The sequence below is a fragment of the Streptomyces sp. NPDC057287 genome, from assembly GCF_042667905.1.
GTDB lineage: Bacteria > Actinomycetota > Actinomycetes > Streptomycetales > Streptomycetaceae > Streptomyces.
On sequence record NZ_JBHUYV010000020.1, the window covers coordinates 132,325 to 150,669 of the forward strand.

General features: G+C 72.3%; 17 protein-coding genes. 6 read left to right on the forward strand and 11 right to left on the reverse strand.

The genetic code is table 11. The features are described from left to right. The first annotated feature begins 221 nt into the window (after window positions 1-221). The gene (locus ACFUNE_RS31165) at window positions 222-452 is read left to right on the forward strand and encodes a hypothetical protein (protein ID WP_383574932.1); all 231 of its coding nucleotides are present in this window, start codon (window positions 222-224) and stop codon (window positions 450-452) included. Window positions 453-854: 402 nt separating this feature from the next. On the opposite strand, the gene ACFUNE_RS31170 is transcribed toward ACFUNE_RS31165, so the two are convergent. The 6 genes from ACFUNE_RS31170 to ACFUNE_RS31195 form a co-directional block, all read right to left on the reverse strand. Further along, a complete protein-coding gene (locus ACFUNE_RS31170; RefSeq protein WP_383574934.1) occupies window positions 855-1,046 on the reverse strand; it encodes a ferredoxin in 192 nt (63 codons plus the stop codon). Window positions 1,047-1,104: 58 nt separating this feature from the next. After that, window positions 1,105-2,328: a cytochrome P450 gene (locus ACFUNE_RS31175; protein WP_383574936.1), complete on the reverse strand. Its 1,224-nt coding sequence runs from the start codon at window positions 2,326-2,328 to the stop codon at window positions 1,105-1,107. Window positions 2,329-2,375: 47 nt separating this feature from the next. Further along, window positions 2,376-3,563, reverse strand: coding sequence for an NAD(P)/FAD-dependent oxidoreductase (locus ACFUNE_RS31180; RefSeq protein WP_383574938.1), 1,188 nt, complete (start codon window positions 3,561-3,563; stop codon window positions 2,376-2,378). Window positions 3,564-3,647: 84 nt separating this feature from the next. After that, window positions 3,648-4,295, reverse strand: coding sequence for a TetR/AcrR family transcriptional regulator (locus tag ACFUNE_RS31185; protein ID WP_383574940.1), 648 nt, complete (start codon window positions 4,293-4,295; stop codon window positions 3,648-3,650). Window positions 4,296-4,619: 324 nt separating this feature from the next. Then, the gene (locus tag ACFUNE_RS31190; RefSeq protein WP_383574942.1) at window positions 4,620-5,072 is read right to left on the reverse strand and encodes a flavodoxin family protein; all 453 of its coding nucleotides are present in this window, start codon (window positions 5,070-5,072) and stop codon (window positions 4,620-4,622) included. A 78-nt stretch (window positions 5,073-5,150) separates the two neighbouring features. Continuing rightward, on the reverse strand, window positions 5,151-7,424 hold the full coding sequence (locus ACFUNE_RS31195; RefSeq protein WP_383574944.1) for a heavy metal translocating P-type ATPase: 2,274 nt from the start codon (window positions 7,422-7,424) through the stop codon (window positions 5,151-5,153). Window positions 7,425-7,608: 184 nt separating this feature from the next. On the opposite strand from ACFUNE_RS31195, the gene ACFUNE_RS31200 reads away from it, so the two are divergent. After that, window positions 7,609-8,577: a hypothetical protein gene (locus tag ACFUNE_RS31200; protein ID WP_383574946.1), complete on the forward strand. Its 969-nt coding sequence runs from the start codon at window positions 7,609-7,611 to the stop codon at window positions 8,575-8,577. An 85-nt stretch (window positions 8,578-8,662) separates the two neighbouring features. Here ACFUNE_RS31200 and ACFUNE_RS31205 read toward each other — a convergent pair whose 3' ends face one another. Further along, window positions 8,663-9,352 carry a FadR/GntR family transcriptional regulator gene (locus ACFUNE_RS31205; RefSeq protein ID WP_383574948.1) on the reverse strand — a complete coding sequence of 230 codons (690 nt, stop codon included), beginning with the start codon at window positions 9,350-9,352 and terminating at the stop codon, window positions 8,663-8,665. A 193-nt stretch (window positions 9,353-9,545) separates the two neighbouring features. On the opposite strand from ACFUNE_RS31205, the gene leuA reads away from it, so the two are divergent. Further along, window positions 9,546-11,342, forward strand: coding sequence for a 2-isopropylmalate synthase (leuA, locus tag ACFUNE_RS31210; RefSeq protein WP_383574950.1), 1,797 nt, complete (start codon window positions 9,546-9,548; stop codon window positions 11,340-11,342). Continuing rightward, the gene (locus ACFUNE_RS31215) at window positions 11,342-12,142 is read left to right on the forward strand and encodes an ABC transporter ATP-binding protein (protein WP_383574952.1); all 801 of its coding nucleotides are present in this window, start codon (window positions 11,342-11,344) and stop codon (window positions 12,140-12,142) included. Before leuA ends, ACFUNE_RS31215 begins: the two co-directional genes overlap by 1 nt. A gap of 114 nt (window positions 12,143-12,256) precedes the next feature. Here the strand turns inward: ACFUNE_RS31215 and ACFUNE_RS31220 are convergent, their stop codons facing one another. Continuing rightward, the gene (locus tag ACFUNE_RS31220; RefSeq protein ID WP_383574954.1) at window positions 12,257-13,243 is read right to left on the reverse strand and encodes a LysR family transcriptional regulator; all 987 of its coding nucleotides are present in this window, start codon (window positions 13,241-13,243) and stop codon (window positions 12,257-12,259) included. A gap of 148 nt (window positions 13,244-13,391) precedes the next feature. Here ACFUNE_RS31220 and ACFUNE_RS31225 point away from each other — a divergent pair, with 148 nt between their 5' ends. Further along, entirely contained in the window at window positions 13,392-14,270 is an 879-nt protein-coding gene (locus tag ACFUNE_RS31225) for an SDR family NAD(P)-dependent oxidoreductase (protein WP_383574956.1), read from the forward strand. A 64-nt stretch (window positions 14,271-14,334) separates the two neighbouring features. Here ACFUNE_RS31225 and ACFUNE_RS31230 read toward each other — a convergent pair whose 3' ends face one another. From ACFUNE_RS31230 to ACFUNE_RS31240, 3 genes are all read right to left on the reverse strand, one after another. After that, complete coding sequence (locus ACFUNE_RS31230; RefSeq protein ID WP_383574958.1) at window positions 14,335-15,663, reverse strand: enolase C-terminal domain-like protein; 1,329 nt, start codon at window positions 15,661-15,663, stop codon at window positions 14,335-14,337. A 49-nt stretch (window positions 15,664-15,712) separates the two neighbouring features. Then, window positions 15,713-17,050: a gluconate:H+ symporter gene (locus ACFUNE_RS31235; protein WP_383574960.1), complete on the reverse strand. Its 1,338-nt coding sequence runs from the start codon at window positions 17,048-17,050 to the stop codon at window positions 15,713-15,715. 100 nt (window positions 17,051-17,150) lie between these two features. Beyond that, window positions 17,151-17,363 (reverse strand): hypothetical protein, encoded by a 213-nt coding sequence (locus ACFUNE_RS31240; protein ID WP_383574962.1) that lies wholly within the window; start codon window positions 17,361-17,363, stop codon window positions 17,151-17,153. 107 nt (window positions 17,364-17,470) lie between these two features. On the opposite strand from ACFUNE_RS31240, the gene ACFUNE_RS31245 reads away from it, so the two are divergent. Beyond that, complete coding sequence (locus ACFUNE_RS31245; protein WP_383574964.1) at window positions 17,471-18,259, forward strand: IclR family transcriptional regulator; 789 nt, start codon at window positions 17,471-17,473, stop codon at window positions 18,257-18,259. Window positions 18,260-18,345 lie beyond the last annotated feature (86 nt).

The window sequence follows — 18,345 nt, forward strand, 5'->3', positions numbered from 1 at the left end:
GGGAACCGACTGCCGCACACCCGCGTCCGGGGCGCCGGAGGTGACCCTGGTCACGGAGTCCGATTCGGGCGATTTGCGCCCGAGCGAAGGGGGCCAGGTCCCACGAAATGGCCTTTTATGGATTACGGGATTAATTTCTAAAAACGTTCTAAAACGGGCATTTGACTCACGGATGATGTCTGCAGGCGTACCCGGGGCGTCGGCGTGGAACCGATCCGCCTATGACCGAGAGCCCTTACGCCCCCACCCCCCGGATCACCGTCCTGCCCGTCCAGCCGGGCGACCCGCCCTTCCGCATCGTGGAGATCGACGGGGAGGTGATCGGGAGCGCGACCGCCATGACGGACGTCCTGATCGCCGCCGCCGCGGCCGGTGTCCCGGTCCACGACCTCGACGACCCGGCGTCCGTCAGGTGGGTGGGAGGCGGCAAGCTCAGCTGGAGTCCGCACTGAGCGGAAGGGGTGGGCGGCGCCCCGGAAGGGGGGCGGGGCCGGGAGGGGCCGCCGGCAGACCGCGGCGCGCCCGGCCGGAGACGCGCCCGTGCGTCAGACCCCTACGGTCGGACCTCGGGGGAGAGCGCCGGCGCGCCCGTGGCGCGCAGCAGGTCCGGCGACGTGTCCGGCGCGGCCTCCAGATGGGCGGTCCGGCCGGTGGACATCAGGATGGCCACGCCTCCGGTGTCGGAGGGCGCTACCCGCTGCGGGACGCGGAGCGGGCGCACCGCGACATCGAGTCCCGCTCCACCACGGGCACGCTCCTCCCCGTCCCGTAGCGGACAGGGCCACGGCGGGAGGAGGACGGGCGACGGAGGCCGGGAGCGGCAGTGGACCACCGCCGCCTCCGGCCCCTCCCCGTCAGTCCTGGACCATGATGGCGAGGGCCGGGCAGACCGCCGCGGCCTGCTGGACGTCGTCGGCCCGTTCCGACGGCGGCGCGGGGTCGAGCAGCACCGCGATGCCGTCGTCGTCCTGGTCGAACACGTCGTCGGCCGCGACCACGCACTGCCCGGACGCCACGCACTTGTCCTGGTCGAGGGTCACTTTCATGAGCACTCCTTCGTCGTCGGTGTCGCTGTCGCTGTCGGGCAGGTACGGGGGTGCGGGGTCACCAGGCCACGGGCAGTTCATGGACGCCGTAGACGGCTCCGTCGTGCTTGAACGACAGCTGGTCGAGGCCGGTGTCCAGACGCAGGGTGGGGATGCGCCGGTAGAGGGTGCTGTAGACCACCTGCAGCTCCATGCGGGCCAGCGGCTGGCCGAGGCACTGGTGCACGCCGAAACCGAACGCGACATGGCGTCGCGCGTCGCGCCGGAGGTCGAGCCGGTCGGGGTCGGCGAAGACCTCCGGGTCACGGTTGCCGATGTCGTTGGGCACGATGATCCCCTCCCCCGCCCGGATGACCTCACCGGCGATCTCGATGTCCTCCAGCGCCACACGACGGCGGCCCCCGTGAGTGATGTTGAGGTAGCGCAGCAGCTCCTCCACGGCGCCGGCGACCGCTTTCGGGTCCTCGGTGTCGCGCAGCAGGGCGAGCTGGGCGGGGTGCTCGAGGAGGGCGAGGGTGCCGAGAGCGATCATGTTCGCGGTGGTCTCGTGACCGGCGAGCAGCAGGAGTACGCCCATCTCGGCCGCCTCGCGCCGGGACAGCTCCCCCGCCTCGACGCGCGTACCGAGGCCCGACAGGAGATCGTCCGCCGGACCGGCGATCTTGGAGCCCATCAGCTCGTCCAGATATCCGATCAGGTTGGCGTGGGCCGCGCCCCGCTCCTCGGGCGGTGCGGTACGGCTGATGAGGGTCTTGCTGTTCGCCTGGAAGAAGTCGTGGTCGGCGTAGGGCACTCCGAGCAGCTCGCAGATCACGAGCGAGGGGACCGGAAGGGCGAAGGCCTGGACGAGGTCGGCCCGCGCGGGGCCGGACAGCATCTCGTCGATCAGTCCGTCCACGATCTTCTGGACGGCGGGCCGCAGCGCTTCCACCCGCCTGATCGTGAAGGGTGCCGTCACCATCCGCCGCTGACGGGCGTGTTCGGGATCGTCCATCAGGATGAAACTGAAGCTCGACCCCCTCAGCGGCGCCGGACTGGGATAGCCGGACCGGGTGACGTCGGCGCTGATCCTCGGGTCGGCGAGGAGCGTGCGCTGATCGGCGTACCGGGTCACCAGCCAGGGCGTGGTCCCGTCCCAGAGGCGGACCTTCCTGAGCGACCCCTGTTCCTGCTCGGCCTTCAGGGCGGGAGGCGGGTCGAACGGACATCCCGTCGCCCGGGGCATCGGGAATTCCGGGGCGGCGGGCGCGTGTGCCTCGTCCGGGCGTACGGTGCTGGTCATCGCTTCCTCACTTCGTCGTGCGGTGGCTGACGTGCCGTCGGCCGTTGTCAGGGCGCGGACGGTTCGAGGGACTGGACGGGGCCGCCGATCTCCGGACGGCGCAGACGGGCCTGTCTGGGCATGTTCCAGCCGAGGACGCCGGTGACCCGGCCGTCGCGCGTGTAGCGGAGGACGAACCGTCCGCTCGCGGGGTCGCCGTCCACGACGGCGGTCTCGGCGTCGGGCCCCGGCCTGCCGTGGGCCTGGATCCGGGCATCGAACTGGTCGGTCCAGAAATACGGGACGGGGACGTACGGCCGGTCGGCGCCCAGGATGTTGTCCGCGACGACGAGGGCCTGCTCGGTGGCGTTCGTACGGTTCTCCAGGCGCATCGTGGCGCCGAGCAGCTCGTGGTGCCAGGCCGCCACGTCCCCGACGGCGTAGATCCCCGGTGCCGCCCGGCAACGCGAGTCGCAGACCAGGCCGTCGTCGATGCGCAGCCCGCTGCCCTCCAGCCATGCGGTGGCGGGATCGGCGCCGATGGCGACCACGACCACGTCTGCGGGCAGCACCTCCCCGGTGTCCAGACGGACTCCGGTCACCCGGCCCCGGGCAGCCGCGAGTCCGGTGACCGCCTCGCCCAGCCGCAGGCGCACCCCGTGCCCGGTGTGCAGCGCGGCGAGCAGCCCGGCGGCCACCGGCCCGAGCTGGGCCAGCATCGGCGCCGGCCGGGGGCCGGCGAGAGTGACGTCCAGTCCCATGGAACGGGCGGTGGCGGCGATCTCGGAGCCGAGCACTCCCTCACCGACCACGACGAGCCGCCGTGACACGAGGAGGTCCGAGCGCAGCGCCAGTGCGTCGTCGAGGGTCCTCAGCACGTGAACGCCTGCGGTGTCCTGCCCGCCGGGAAGGGTTCTCGGCCGGAGTCCGGTGGCCACGACCACGGCGTCGGCGCCCAGTTCGCGGCCCGACGCCGTGCGCACCGAACGGGTCCGCGGGTCGAGGCCGACCGCGGGATCGCCGAGCAGGAGCTCGGCGTCCAGGGCGGCCGGCACGTCGGCGGGGCGCAGCCGGACCGTGTCGGGGGATCTGGTGCCGGCCAGCACCTGTTTGGAGAGGGGAGGGCGGTCGTAGGGCGGGTGGAGCTCGCCGCCCAGCAGCGTCAGCCTGCCCGGGTAGCCCTTGCGGCGCAGCGCCTCCGCGGTGGCCAGCCCTGCGGCGGACGCGCCGGCCACGAGCACGTGGGAGGGGATCATGAAGCCTCTCTTCTCGGCACGGGCGGCCCGCGTGGAGCCGCTGGTGCGCAGGTGGGGAGTCGAAGGGCTGGAGCCGGGGCGCGGTCAGCGGCAGGGCGTGACCGGCGCGGTCCAGAGCCCCACGACGGCGTCGATGAGTCCGGTGGCCGTGTCGTGCCAGTTCGTGCGGGGGGTGGCGGTGTTCCCGGCGAGGGCGCGCTCACGCTCCGCGCAGGTGTGGAGGATGAGGTTGCGCGACATGGCGGCGCGCTCGACGTGGACGTCGGCCGGCAGATCGGGCAGGCACAGGTTCAGCCCCTCTAGGGCCTGCAGCGTCGGCGGGCAGGCGAGCCACTCCTCGGCCATGATGTCCTGCAACGCCGGGTCGGTCATGACCTGGGCGCAGAACCGGGCGAACCAGGTGGGGCTGCCCAGCGCGGCGAGGTGCTCGGTGGTGGGGCGCACGAGGCAGGCCACCCACTCCCCAATGTCCGTGGGGTCCTCGATGCCGGCCAGCAGCCGGGCACGGGCCTCCTCGATCCTCCGGCTGTGCTTGCGGGTGATCGCACGCACCAGGTCGGCCTTGGTCCCGAAGTGGTAGCCGACGGCGGCGTTGTTGCCCTGGTGCGCGGCCTCGCTGACCCTGCGGTTGGACACCGCGTAGACGCCGCGCTCGGCGAAGAGCCGCTCGGCGGCGTTCAGGATCCGCTCCCTGGTCTCGCTGACCTGCTCGGCCCGCACCGTCCGCTCCATGCGTCGTCTCCTCGCTCGGGCGTCTCGGGGCGTCCAGGCAATCCGGTGCCACGACATCAGTCAAGCGACTGATTTAAGGATGGCCGAGATGGTCACACCCCCGCCTCGGGACGGTCCCGGGATGTCCACGGCACTCGCCACCTGCCTCGATCGGCCTGTCGGAGGCGGTGGTTCCGGTGGCGCCCGCAGCCGCCCGGCGCAGGCAGCGTCCCGCACGCACCGAGGCGGCGGGAGCGCGGAATTGGCGCGAAGCAGCCCCGGGCGCACGATGAGCGCCCCGTGTCCCGACCGCTCCCGCACGGGGCCGCTGTCGCGGTGAGGGCTTCAGTCCATCAGTCCGGCGGCGACCGTCGCCCCCAGCTCCCAGCAGGCCTGGGTGTCGGCCTTGCCGGGCTCTCCCGTGACGGTCACCGCTTCGGCCGTACGACGCCAGCCGAGGCCCGTGGTGATGGTCTCGATGCCTCGTACGGCGCCGGTGACGTCGTTGCCGCCGTGCACGTAGAAGCCGAACGGCCGGCCCTTCGTCGCGTCCAGGCACGGGTAGTAGACCTGGTCGAAGAAGTGCTTCAGCGCACCGGACATGTATCCGAGGTTCGCCGGGGTGCCGAGCAGGTAGCCGTCGGCGGCGAGCACGTCGGACGCCGTGGCGGCGAGTGCGGCCCGCCGCACGACGCGTACGCCTTCGATGTCCTCCGTCGTCGCGCCGGAGACCACCGCTTCGAACAGTGCCTGGCAGTTGGGCGAGGGGGTGTGATGCACGATCAGCAGAGTGGCCACACCTGTGCACCCTGCCGCTCCGGGCCGCCGGACGCAAACCCCGGGAGCGTGTTGCCTCGGCCCGGGATCCGTACCGCCTCAGCCGGCCGCGCGGAAGCCGCGGAGGCGCAGGCTGTTGCCGACGACGAAGACCGACGAGAAGGCCATGGCCGCTCCGGCGATCATGGGGTTGAGCAGACCGGCCGCGGCGAGCGGGAGGGCCGCCACGTTGTAGGCGAAGGCCCAGAACAGGTTCGAGCGGATGGTGCCCAGTGTCCTGCGGGAGAGCCGGATCGCGTCGGCGGCCACCCGCAGGTCCCCGCGGACGAGGGTCAGGTCACCGGCCTCGATGGCGGCATCCGTCCCCGTCCCCATGGAGAGGCCCAGGTCCGCCTGGGCGAGCGCGGCGGCGTCGTTGACCCCGTCACCAACCATGGCGACGCTGTGCCCCTGCGCCTGGAGCTTCCTGACGACCTCGGCCTTGTCACGCGGCATGACCTCGGCGATGACCTCGGTGATGCCGACCTCGGCCGCCACGGACTCGGCGACCGCCTTGTTGTCGCCGGTCAGCAGGACGGGCGTCAGCCCCAGGGCGCGCAGCCGCCGGACCGCTTCGGCGCTGGTCCCCTTGACGGCGTCGGCGACCTCGAGGACCGCACGCGCCTCGCCGTCCCAGGCCACGGCTATCACGGTTCGCCCGCCCTTCTCGGCCAGGTCCTTGGCGTCCCTGAGCTCTTCGGGGAGCACCACGGCCCGTTCGGCCAGCAGCTTCTCGCGGCCCACGAGGACGTCGTGGCCGTCCACGACGCCCTGGACACCGAGGCCGGGGATGCTGGCGAACTCCTCGGGAGCGGGCAGCGCGCCGACCCTCGCGGCGGCGCCCTCGGCGACCGCCCGGGCGATCGGGTGCTCGGAGGAGTGCTCCAACGCACCGGCGAGGCGCAGCACTTCGGCCTCGTCCACCTCCCCTGTGGTGTGGACCTTCAGCAGCGTCATACGGCCTGTGGTGACGGTGCCCGTCTTGTCGAGGAGGATCGTGTCGGCCCTGCGGGTGTTCTCCAGGACCTCCGGCCCCTTGATCAGGATGCCCAGCTGGGCCCCGCGCCCGGTGCCGACCAGCAGGGCGGTGGGGGTGGCCAGCCCGAGGGCGCAGGGGCAGGCGATGATCAGTACGGCGACGGCGGCGGTGAAGGCCGCGGTGAGTCCGGCGCCCGAGCCGAGCCAGAAGCCGAGTGTGGCGAGCGCCAGCGCGATGACGACCGGCACGAACACCGCGGAGATCCGGTCGGCCAGGCGCTGGGCGGCGGCCTTGCCGTTCTGCGCCTCCTCCACGAGCGCGGCCGTCCTCGCCAGCTGGGTGTCGGCCCCCACCCTGGTGGCCTCGACGACCAGGCGCCCGCCGGCGTTGAGCGTGGCCCCGGTGACGGGGTCACCCGCGGAGACCTCGACGGGTACCGACTCACCGGTGAGCATCGAGGCGTCCACGGCGGATGAACCCTCGACCACCGTCCCGTCCGTGGCGATCTTCTCCCCGGGGCGGACCAGGAAGTGGTCTCCGACCTGCAGGGCGGCCGTGGGCAGCGTGGTCTCACGGCCTTCGCGCACCACGGTGACCTCCTTGGCGCCCAGCTCCATGAGCGCCTTGAGGGCGGCGCCCGCCTTGCGCTTCGAGCGGGCCTCGAAGTACCGGCCGGCCAGGATGAAGGCCGTGACTCCGGCCGCGGCCTCCAGATAGATGTTCCCCGCTCCGTCGCTGCGGCCGATCGTGAACGAGAAGGGGTGCGTCATGCCGGGCATCCCGGCCGTTCCGAGGAACAGCGCCCACAGAGACCACAGGAACGCGGCCGATGTGCCGAGCGAGATCAGGGTGTCCATGCTGGCCGCGCCATGCCTGGCGTTGGTCCAGGCGGCGCGGTGGAAGGGCCATGCCGCGTAGGTGACGACCGGAGCGGCCAGCGTGAGGGAGAGCCACTGCCAGTACGCGAACTGGAGGGCGGGGATCATCGCCATCGCAATGACCGGTGCGGCGAGCACCGCTGCCGTGACGAGCCTCTGCCGCAGGGACGACAGCTCGGCGTCGGGGCGCCCGTCGCCGGCCTCGCCCGCGGCCGGTGCGCCGGCGTCGCCGGGCCCGGGACGGGCGGGCGCCGGCGGGCGGGCGGTGTAGCCGGTGGCCTCGACCGTGGCGACCAGGTCGTCGACCGAGACGTCATCGGCGAAGGCGACCCTGGCCTTCTCCGTGGCGTAGTTGACGGTGGCCTCGACCCCCTCCATGCGATTGAGCTTCTTCTCGATCCGCGCCGCGCAGGAGGCACAGGTCATGCCGCCGATGGCGAGCTCGACCCGGGCGGTGCCGGGCTTCGTGGGAGTCATGTCCTGCACCTCGTCCGAACGGGGACGGCATACCCCTTATGGGTATCCTTCCATGCCTCCAGATATACCCCCTGCCCGTATGCAGCGCAAGCTCCCAGAAAGGGCTTGAACATACCCCCATGGGGTATACGATCGAAGTGTCGGACCCCCGCGGGCCCTCCGCGCAGAGAGCACAGGAGCAGCCATGAATCCCGCCGCGAAGATCACCGCGTTCACCGCCGCCCTCGCGGTCTCCTTCGGGGCCGCCTACGGTGTCGGCCTCGCGGCCGGCCCGGAGGACGGCTCCACCGCCTCCCCCAAGCGCTCCGGACACGCGGAAAGCAGCACGTCACGCGCCGAGGAGGGCCCCACCGGCCCCCCTGCCGGGGGTCTCCAGGTCACCGAGGGCGGATACACGCTCGACCTCAGGAATCCGCGCGTGAAGGCCGGGCAGCGGAGCGACCTCCGCTTCGCCGTCCGCGACCGGGCCGGCCGGCAGGTCACGGACTTTCAGCGCGAACACGGCAAGGAACTCCACCTGATCCTCGCCTCACGCGACCTGGCCACCTACCGCCACCTGCATCCGGTCCGCGCGGCCGACGGCACGTGGAGCACCCCCGTCGCGCTGCCGGCCGCGGGCGACTACCGGGTCTTCGCCGACTTCACCCCCGGCGGCGGGAGCGCCACCGGCCTGACCCTGGGCGCGGATCTGGCCGCCTCCGGGCCGTACGAGCCGGCGGAACTGCCGAAGCCCGCCGCGACGGCGTCGGTCGACGGATACACCGTCTCGCTGAACGGCACCCTGCGCCCGGACGCGCCGGAGCGCCTCGTTTTCACCGTGCGGAAGGACGGCAGGCCCGTCACCGGCCTTCAGCCCTATCTGGGCGCGTACGGACATCTCGTCGCCCTGCGCGCCGGCGACCTCGCCTATGCGCACGTCCATCCGGAGGCAGACCCCGGCGACGGCCCCCGGAAGCGTGGGCCGCACGTATCGTTCACGGCTACGGCACCCGGCTCGGCCACCTACCGCCTGTTCCTGGACTTCAAGCACGACGGGAAGGTCCGGACGGCGGCCTTCACCGTCCCGTCCGGCGCGACAGCGCAGGAGCCCCGGCAGGCCGAACCCTCGGGTGGCCACGAGGACGGCCCGTCGGACGGCGGCCACGGGCACTGACCCCGCCGGCGCCGGTGCTCCGTCGGCCCGTGAACCGGAACTGCGGAGCACCGCGCCGGTGGCAGCGTGGGACCGCGCACCCCCGCTACAGGGCGGTGAGCCGCGCCAGTGTCTGCTCCAGGTCCTCGCGCAGCGTGCGGCCCGCCGCGTCGCCGTCCCCCCGCGCGACGGCGTCCACCAGCGCGGCGTGGTCGTCGTCGCCGTGGTTCGGGTCCCCGGAGCGCAGGTCGAGCAGCTCCAGCATGTCGATCAGCCCCCGGCGCAACGAGGGCACGAACTCGGTGAACAGGGCCGAGAGAACGGGGTTGTGCGCGGCCGCGACCACGGCGGCGTGCAGGGCGATGTCCGCGTCGACGAACGCGGCGTCGCCCTCCCCCGCGGCGTCGCGGCGTCCGGCGAGGGCCGCCGAGAGACCGGCGATGTCCTCATCCGTCCGACGTCGTGCGGCCAGGCGCGCGGCCTCGACCTCGATGCCGATGCGGACCTCGTAGACATCGGTGACCGCCGCGCGGCGCAACTGCGCGGACCAGTCCTCCTTGGCCTCGGACGCGATCACGAAGACGCCCGCCCCCTGCCGTGCCTGCACCAGCCCCGCACCGGAAAGTGCGCGCAGCGCCTCACGGACCGTCGACCGCCCGACACCGAGGGATGCGGCCAGAGTGGTCTCGCCGGGGAGTTTCGTGCCCACGGGCCAGGTCCCGCCGGTGATCTGGTCGCGCAGATGCTCGGCGGCCTGCTCGACCAGCGGCGAGGGTCTCAGGGGTCCCAGCGGCATGTGTGTCCACTTCCCGTGCACACCTCAGGTTGTCTGAGGAGTTCGTTCCGGCTACTGTACCCGGCATGCCGCTGAACGAGCTTCTTCTTCTCGTCCGCCGCTGCGGGGCCTGACACTCGGACGACCGGCCCCCCGCAGCGGGTGTCGGGCTGTGCCGGTCATCTCATGGCCGACCGAAAAGTGGCTTCCCACGATGGCTCCCCCCTTCGAGACCCTGGCGTTTCCCACCCTGCGCACTCCGTCCGGCAACCTCCCGGCGGACGCACCGGTCTGGAACCCCCAGCGCCCGAGCTCGATGCCCCACCACCGCTACCGTCCCGCTCACGACCGGGTGGCGCTGCCCCTGACGGACCGCACCTGGCCGTCGCGCCGGCTCGAGAGGGCTCCCCTGTGGGTGCCCGTCGACCTGCGGGACGGCAATCAGGCACTGGCCGAGCCCATGGACACCGAGCGCAAGCGCCGCCTGTTCGATCTCCTGGTCGCCATGGGCTTCAAGGAGATCGAGGTCGGCTACCCGTCCGCCAGCAGGACCGACTTCGACTTCGTACGCCATCTCGCCGGGAGCGGCGCGGTGCCCGACGACGTGACGGTCTCCGTGTTCACGGCTGCCCGCCAGGACCTGATCGACCGGACCGTCGAGTCCATCGAGGGACTCCCCCACGCCGTCGTGCACCTCTACACCGCCACCGCGCCCGTATGGCGGGACGTCGTTCTCGGCCGGTCCCGCCCCGAGGTCGACGCACTGATCAGGGACGCCGCCACCCACCTGATGCGGCGCGCCGGCGAACGGCCGGACGCGGACGTCCGGTTCGAGTTCTCCCCGGAGGTCTTCAACCTCACCGAGCCCGACTTCGTCCTGGACATCTGCAACGGCCTCACCGAGCTGTGGGAGGCGAGCCCGGACCGGCCGGTGATCCACAACCTGCCGGCCACGGTGGAGATCGCCACCCCCAACGTCTACGCCGACCAGATCGAGTACATGCACCGCCACCTGGCGCGCCGCGACTCCGTCGTCCTCTCGGTGCACCCGCACAACGACCGGGGTACCGGTGTCGCCTGCGCCGAACTGGCCGTGCTGGCGGGCGCCCAGCGCGTCGAGGGCTGCCTGTTCGGCAACGGCGAGCGCACGGGAAACGTCGACCTGGTGACTCTGGCCCTGAACCTGTACGCACAGGGCGTCGACCCGATGGTCGACTTCTCCGACATCGACGCGGTGCGCGAGGTGGTGGAGCACTGCAACCGGCTCCCGGTCCATCCCCGGCACCCCTACGGCGGTGAACTCGTGCACACGGCGTTCTCCGGTACCCACCAGGACGCCATCGCCAAGGGCATGGCCCACCACGCGAAGCAGGCCGCCGAGTCCGGGGTGAGCGCCGGACAGGCTCCCTGGGCGGTTCCGTACCTGCCCATCGACCCGCATGACATCGGCCGTACGTACGAGGAGGTCATCCGCGTCAACTCCCAGTCCGGCAAGGGCGGGATCGCCCATCTGCTCCGCACCCACCACGGGCTGGACCTGCCGCGCGCGATGCGCCAGGACTTCTCCCGCACGGTGCAGGAGGTCACGGACGGCACCGGGCGCGAGCTCTCGCACAAGGAGCTGTGGGAGCTCTTCCGCAGCACCTACATCACCCCGGCCCAGGACGGCACCCTCACCCTGGAGTCCTGGTCCACCTCGGAAACCGGGACCGGGGGCCACGAGTTCACCTGCGAGCTCCGCACCGGCGGGCAGGTCCGCTCCTGCCGGGGTGACGGCGACGGACCGCTGTCCGCCCTGACGGACGCCCTGCGTTCGGCGGGTGTCACGGTCGACGTCCTGCGCTGCACCGAGCACGCCACCGCGACAGGTCCCGGCAGCACGGCCGTCGCCTACACCGAGTGCCGCGCGAACGGGGTGACCCGCTGGGGATCCGGCCGGGACACCTCGGTCCTCGCCGCATCCGTCCACGCGGTCATGGCCGCCGTCAACCGGACCGGAGCGCAGGCCTGATGACGGACACGCAACCGGTGCTCCGCGTGAGCGACGTGGACCTCGTCCGCGACGGGAACCCGATCCTCAGCGACGTGTCACTGACCGTCCGGGGCGGCGAGCACTGGGCCCTGCTCGGCGCCAACGGTGCGGGCAAGAGCACGCTGCTCGGCCTCCTGGGCGCGCTCACCCACCCCACCCGGGGAAGGGTCGAGGTCCTGGGGCACGAGCTGGGGCGGGTCGACCTGCGCCGACTGCGCACGTACGTCGGCCACGTCGACCCGCGCCACGCGCTGCGCTCGCCGCTCAGGGTCCGCGACGTCGTCCTGACGGGTCTGACCAACACCATCGAGCCCCTCCCCCGCTGGCGGCCCACACCGGAGCAGACCGAACTGGCCGAGGAACTCACCGGCCTGCTCGGCCTCGCCGGGAGACGCGAGGCACGGTGGCCGACCCTGTCCCAGGGCGAGCGGGGACGCGCCCTGATCGCGCGGGCGCTGATGCCGCGGCCGCGGCTGCTGCTCCTGGACGAACCGGCGACGGGCCTGGACGTCGCGGGACGGGAGCAGCTGATCGAACGGCTCGACTCGCTCCAGCAGAGCTCACCCGAGCTCGCGTCGGTCCTGGTCACGCACCACCTGGAGGAGCTTCCCCCCGGCACGACGCATGTGATGCTGCTGCGTGAGGGCCGGTGCCTGGCCTCGGGTCCCGTCGGGGAGGTGCTGACCAGCGATCAGGTCAGCAAGTGCTTCGACCATCCGGTCCGCCTCAGCCGCTTCGAGGGCAGGTGGAGCGTGCGGACGAACCGCCGGCCCGGCTGACGGGCCGCCCTCCCCCGGCGGGGGACCCGCCGGCCGCGTCGGTGTCGGCCCCGTGCCCCTGGTCCCATCAGGAGGGAGCACCGACGTCGTCGCCCGGCTGGACGAGGCCGCGGATCAGCCCGCCGCCGCTGCGGACCGGACCGGCCCCGAGACGCCGCCCGAGGGCGCCCCGCCCATCGGTTCCGACGCCGTCCCGCCGCGCTCCGACGCCGGAGCGGCCTGCTCGGTCTCCCGGAACGCCGCGACGGTGTGCCGGACGAAGCGCCGGATGCCCGGCGTCGTCCGCTCCTTCGGCCAGACCAGCCGCAGAGGAACGGCCGGTCCGTCCTCCAGCCGGATACCGACGGTCCCCTCGGGCGCACCGGCGCCGTCGGACGGCAGGGCCGCGAGCGCGACCGCCTGTCCGAGCCGGACGACCGCGAGCATCTGCAGACCGTCGCTCACCTGGGGGCCCGGCGTACCGGGCAGGCCGTCCGGCCACAGGCCGGGGTCGCCGACCTGGGGGCCCGGCCCCAGCCAGCGGAGCAGCGGTTCACCGGCGAGGTCGGCGATCCGCAGCGAGTCCCTGCCGGCCAGCGGGTGCGAGGCCCCCACCAGCACGCAGACGGCTTCGCGGCGCAGCACCACGCCGTGCAGCCCGTGGTCACGCAGCGGCGCACGCCAGAGCGCGATGTCGGCCTGGCCCGACCGCAGCCGGTCGAGCTGGTCGTCGACGGTGCCGACGACGGTCCGGGCCGGATGCGCAGGGTCGGCCTCGTTGTACGACCGGACCATCCCGTCCAGCAGCGCCGCGTCGCAGCCGGGGCCGCTGACCGTCACCGAAGCCTGCTGCTCGCCGGCCCGGCGCACGCGCGAGCTCACGTTTCCCGCCTGCGCCAGCAACGATCTGCCCTCGTCGAGCATCGCGTGCCCGGCGGCGGTGAGCGTGACGCCCTTCGGGGTACGCAGCAGCAGGGTGGCGCCCATGGTCCTCTCCAGGGCCAGGATCGCCCGGGAGAGTGCGGGCTGAGTCATCGCCAGCCGTTGTGCGGCGCGGGTGAAGTTGCCTTCCTCCGCCACCGCGACGAAGTAGTGGACCTGCCGGATCTCCACGTCACCCATACGGACATCCTCCCACCTGGGCCCATGCCGTCGCGGCATCGCGCCATGCCTGATCGGAACTTCCACGAGCGGAGCCGGGGCTGTCTGCTGGAGGAACGGACGGAGGGCGACCCGCCTCCCGGACGACGCATCGAGCTGGGAGCACAGGATGACCGAGCACGCCCCGAAGAAGGCAGTGGTGACGGCCGGCACCGGCGGAATAGGCCTGGAGACCGCCCTCGGACTGGCGCGTCAGGGCTGGGACGTCACCGTCGTCGCGCGCGACGAAGGACGCGGAGAGGCCGCGGTGGCCCACCTCGACGAGGCCTCCGGACGCCGTGCGGGACGCTTCGTCCGCGCGGATCTGTCGTCCCTCGCCGAGACCCGGCGGCTCGGGGAACGCCTCGCCGACGAAGGCGCCTTGGACCTTCTGGTGAACAACGTCGGTGGCATGTGGACCGGCCGCCGGGAGAACCCGGAGGGCATCGAGGCGAGCATCGCCCTGAACCACCTGTCTCCCCGCGTCCTCACCGAGGCGCTGCTCGACGCGCTCGCCGCCGCGGCCCCGAGCCGCATCGTGAACGTCACGTCGAGCGCGATCGCCGCGGCACAGACCGTCTTCGACGACGCCGAACCGCCGGGCCCCCACTACGGCCTGGCCGTCACCGGACGGGCCAAACTGGCCCATCTCGCGTACTCCATGGAGCTCGCCGAGCGCCTGGAGCCCAGGGGCATCGCGGTCCTCGCCGCCGATCCCGGCGCCGCGGCGACAGACAACGCCTCCCACATGACCATCGACATCCTGCCGCCGGCGCTGCGACCCCACTGGGAGCAGATCCAGCAGGGCGTCTCGGCTCCCGTCGCCTCCGCCGCGAAGAGCCCGCTGGCCGCCGCCACCGACCCGGCCCTGGAGGGTCGCACCGGACTGGTCGTCGGTCCCGCCGGAACCGTGGACGACACGCTCCTCGCCTTCGTCACACCGGAGCTCTCCGAGGCCGTGCGCACCTGGACGGCGAAGCTCATGGCGACGGTGGCGCAGGCGTCCTGACTTACCGCCGGCTCCTGCGGGCCCGGCGATCCGGCCGGGACCGGGAGCCGACGGGGCGGCGCGGCTACCGCACCAGGCAGGGCCGCTTGGCGTCGAACGTCCAGCCGGGGACGAGGTGCTGCATGGCCGCGGCGTCGTCCCGTGCCCCCAGCGCCTCCTTCAGGTAGAGCTCGTGGGCCGCGTGCAGACGGTCCGTGTCGAGCTCGACGCCCAGGCCGGGTGCCTCGGGGACGGCGATCTCGCCGGCGGCGATCCGGGGCGGGTTCACGGTCAGCCGCTCCAGGCCCTCCTGCCAGATCCAGTGCGTGTCCAGGGCGTTGTACTCGCCGGGTGCGGCGGCACCGCAGTGCGTGATCATGGCGAGGGAGATGTCGAAGTGGTTGTTGGAGTGGCAGCCCCAGGTCAGGCCCATCGCGTTGCAGAGCTGCGCCACCCGCACCGAACCCTGCATGGTCCAGAAGTGCGGGTCGGCCAGCGGGATGGACACGGACTGCAGGGCGAGGGCGTGGGTCAGCTGCCGCCAGTCGGTCGCGATCATGTTGGTCGCGGTCGGAAGGCCCGTCGCCCGGCGGAACTCGGCGAGGACCTCCCTCCCCGAGTAGCCGTCCTCCGCCCCGCAGGGGTCCTCGGCGTAGGCGAGCGTGCCCACCAGCGGGGAGCACAGCTCGATCGCCTCGCGCAGCGACCAGGCGCCGTTGGGGTCGAGGGTGATGCGCGCGGCGGGGAAGCGGTCCTTGAGGGCGCGTACGGCCTCGACCTCCTCCGCGCCCGCGAGGACTCCGCCCTTCAGCTTGAAGTCCCGGAAGCCGTAGAGGCCGTAGGCGGCCTCGGCCTGGCGGACGATCGCCTCGGGTGTGAGGGCCTCTTCGTGACGGATGCGGTACCAGTCCACGTCGGACGCGGGCTCGCGGACGTAGTCGAGACCGGTGCGGTCGGGGTCGCCGACGTAGAAGAGGTAGCCCAGCATCCGTACGGAGTCGCGCTGCTGACCGTCCCCCAGCAATGCCGCGACGGGGACGTCGAGGTGCTGGCCCAGCAGGTCGAGCAGTGCGGACTCGACGGCCGTGACGGCGTGCACGGTGGTCCGCAGGTCGAAGGTCTGGGCGCCCCGTCCCCCCGAGTCGCGGTCCGCGAACCGGCTCCCGATCTCGCGCAGGACGCGCTTGTAGTCGCCCACCTTCGCGCCGACGACCAGGGACTCGGAGTCCCGCAGGGTCCGGGTGATCTTCTCGCCTCCGGGCACCTCCCCCAGTCCCGTACGGCCCTCGGAGTCCTTGAGGACGACGATGTTGCGGGTGAAGAAGGGACCGTGGGCGCCGGAGAGGTTCAGCTCCATGCAGTCGCGGCCGGCGACGGGATAGACGGCGAAGTGGGTGACGGTCGGCTGGTTCATGCTGGTCGGACTCCTTGGGTGTGACGGGGGCGGGCAGGGACCGGGGCATTCACGGACTGAGGACGTCGAGCGCCCACTCCGCGGCCAGGACGCCGCCGAGGCCGAGGACCGCGAGCACCGTCGTGTAGCCGGTACGGACCTTGATCGCCTGGACGACCGAGAGGTTGAAGTACTCCTTGAACAGCCAGAAGCCGGGATCGTTGACGTGGGAGAAGGCGATCGACCCGCACGAGACGGCGAGCACCATCATCTCGGGGTGGGTGCCGCTGCCCGCCAGGAGCGGGAGCACCACGCCGGAGGCGGTGACCACGGCGACGGTGGCCGAACCGAGCGCGATGCGCAGGATGGCGGCGATGAGCCACGCGAGGATGATCGGCGAGATGGACCAGTGCTCGGTGATGTCCTTGATGTAGTCGGATATCCCGCCTTCGACGAGGACGTTCTTGAACGCGCCGCCCGCGCCGATGACCAGCAGGATCATCGCCATCGCCTGGGCCGCCGAGGCGCAGGAGGCGCTGACGTCGGCCAGGCTGCGGCCGATCCGCGGTCCGAGGGCCCAGGCGGCCAGGAGGAGGGCCAGCAGGAGAGCGACGGGCGCCGAGCCGATGAAGGCGACCCCGTGGAGGAAGGGGCTCTCACCGGTCGTGAGCATGTCGGTCACGGCAGCCCCGGCGATCAGCACCACCGGGAAGAGGGCCACGAACAGCGACCAGCCCATGCCGGGCATCTCCTCGTCGGTGAACTCCCGCTCACTGACGAGGCCCTTGGGCATGGAGGGGTTCATGGCCCTGACGAACGGCAGGCGCGGCCACACCAGGGCGACGAGCGCGCCGGCGGGTACGGCGATGAACAGGCCGTAGAGGAGGGTGTGTCCGACGGAGGCGTGGAAGGTCGCCGCCACGGCGGTGGGGCCGGGGTGCGGCGGCAGGAAGCTGTGCATCGTGGACAGGGAGATCGACATCGGCAGGCCCACCCACAGCAGGTTCACGCCGGTGACCCTGACCAGCGTGAACGCGATGGGCACGATGATGATGAAGGCGACCTCGTAGAACATGGTCACGCCGATGAGCATGGACGTGACCACCATGGCCAGTTGGACCCCGCGCGGCCCGAAGGCGTCGAGCAGCCTGCCCGCGATCCGCTGGGCCGCCCCGGAGTCGCCCATGACCCTGCCGACCATGGCGCCGAGGCCGATGGTGAGCATGGTGTCGCCGATCTGGTCCCCGATGCCCGCCGAGAGGATGTCCGGGATCTCGACCGCCGGGATCCCCTGGACCAGCGCGACGCCGATCGCCACGAGCAGGAGCGCGGCGAAGCCGTTGAGTTTCATACGGGTCATCAGGAGCAGCAGCACGAGAACGCTGATCCCGACCACGACGAGCGGCATGTCAGTTCCCCTTTGAACTGTCGGACTGTGGGGGTGGTCGTACCGCCGGCCCCCGAGGGCTCCCGGCGGGAGCATGGGCCGGCACTGCGGGGGGGGTGGATCAGGCGGTGCGGCGGCGTGGGGCGCCGACCAGGTCCCGCCCGGCGTCGAGGTTCTTCTCCAGGTCGGCGAGGTCCGCCGGTCCGGGATCGGCGAGCTGCGCGCGCACCGGGCCGTCCCGGAAGCCGTTGAGCGGGAAGGAGGGCACCCCGCCCGCCATGCTCCGGCTCAGCCGCCGGGCGATGCCCTCGATGTCCGTGCGGAACCGCTCCACAAACTCTCATCCCCATATGCAGATGACGTATATGTATGAGAACGGAGGTTAGGCGGGTGAACGCGACGGGGTCAATGGGTGCGGCAGCGCGGATCTACGATGTGGAGATGCCGGAGAACAGCGGGGTCCGTGGGGTCAAGTCGGCGTCCCGTACGGTCGCGCTGCTCGAACTGCTCGCCGCACGCGGCGACCGGCCGGCCCGCCTCGACGAACTCTCCGAGGAGCTGGGCGTCCCGCGCAGCAGCATGTACCAGCTGCTGCGGACCCTCATCGACTGCGGCTGGGTGCGCACCGACACGACGGGGTCCCTCTACGGCATCGGCATCCGCGCCCTGCACACGGGGACGAGCTACCTGGACAGCGATCCGCACGTGCGCGCGGCCCGCCCCTATCTCGACGAGGCCTCGGACGCGCTCGGCGAGACGATCCACCTGGCCCGGCTCGACGGGCCCAACGTCGTCTATCTCGCGACGCGCGAGTCCCATGAGTACCGGCGCACCCTCAGCAGGGTCGGCCGCAGGATTCCGGCCCACGCCGGAGCGCTCGGCAAGGCCCTGCTCGCCGAGCGCCCGGATGACCGGCTTCCCCTCCCCGAGGGACCTCTGGCGCCTCGCACGGAGCACACGCACACCGACCGCAGCGCCCTGCTCGCGGACCTCGCCGAGGTGCGCGAGCGCGGCTACTCCGTCGAGCACGAGGAGACGGTGACCGGAATCGCGGGTTTCGGGTTCGCCCTGCGGTACGACTCGCCGGCCGTCGACGCCATCAGCTGCTCGGTGCCGCTCGCCCGGCTCAGCGAGGAGCACGAGACCCGGGTCGTGGCGGTCATGCGGGAGATCCGGACGAAGATCGAGAGCGTCCGGTCCCCCGCGTCGGGCGCTCCCGACTGGCGCTGATCCGTACGCGGCCCGGGAGGGCCGGCCCGGGCGGTGCGCCGGCCGATCTGCCGCGCCTGCGGGAACGCCCGCCCGCCCTCGCCTTC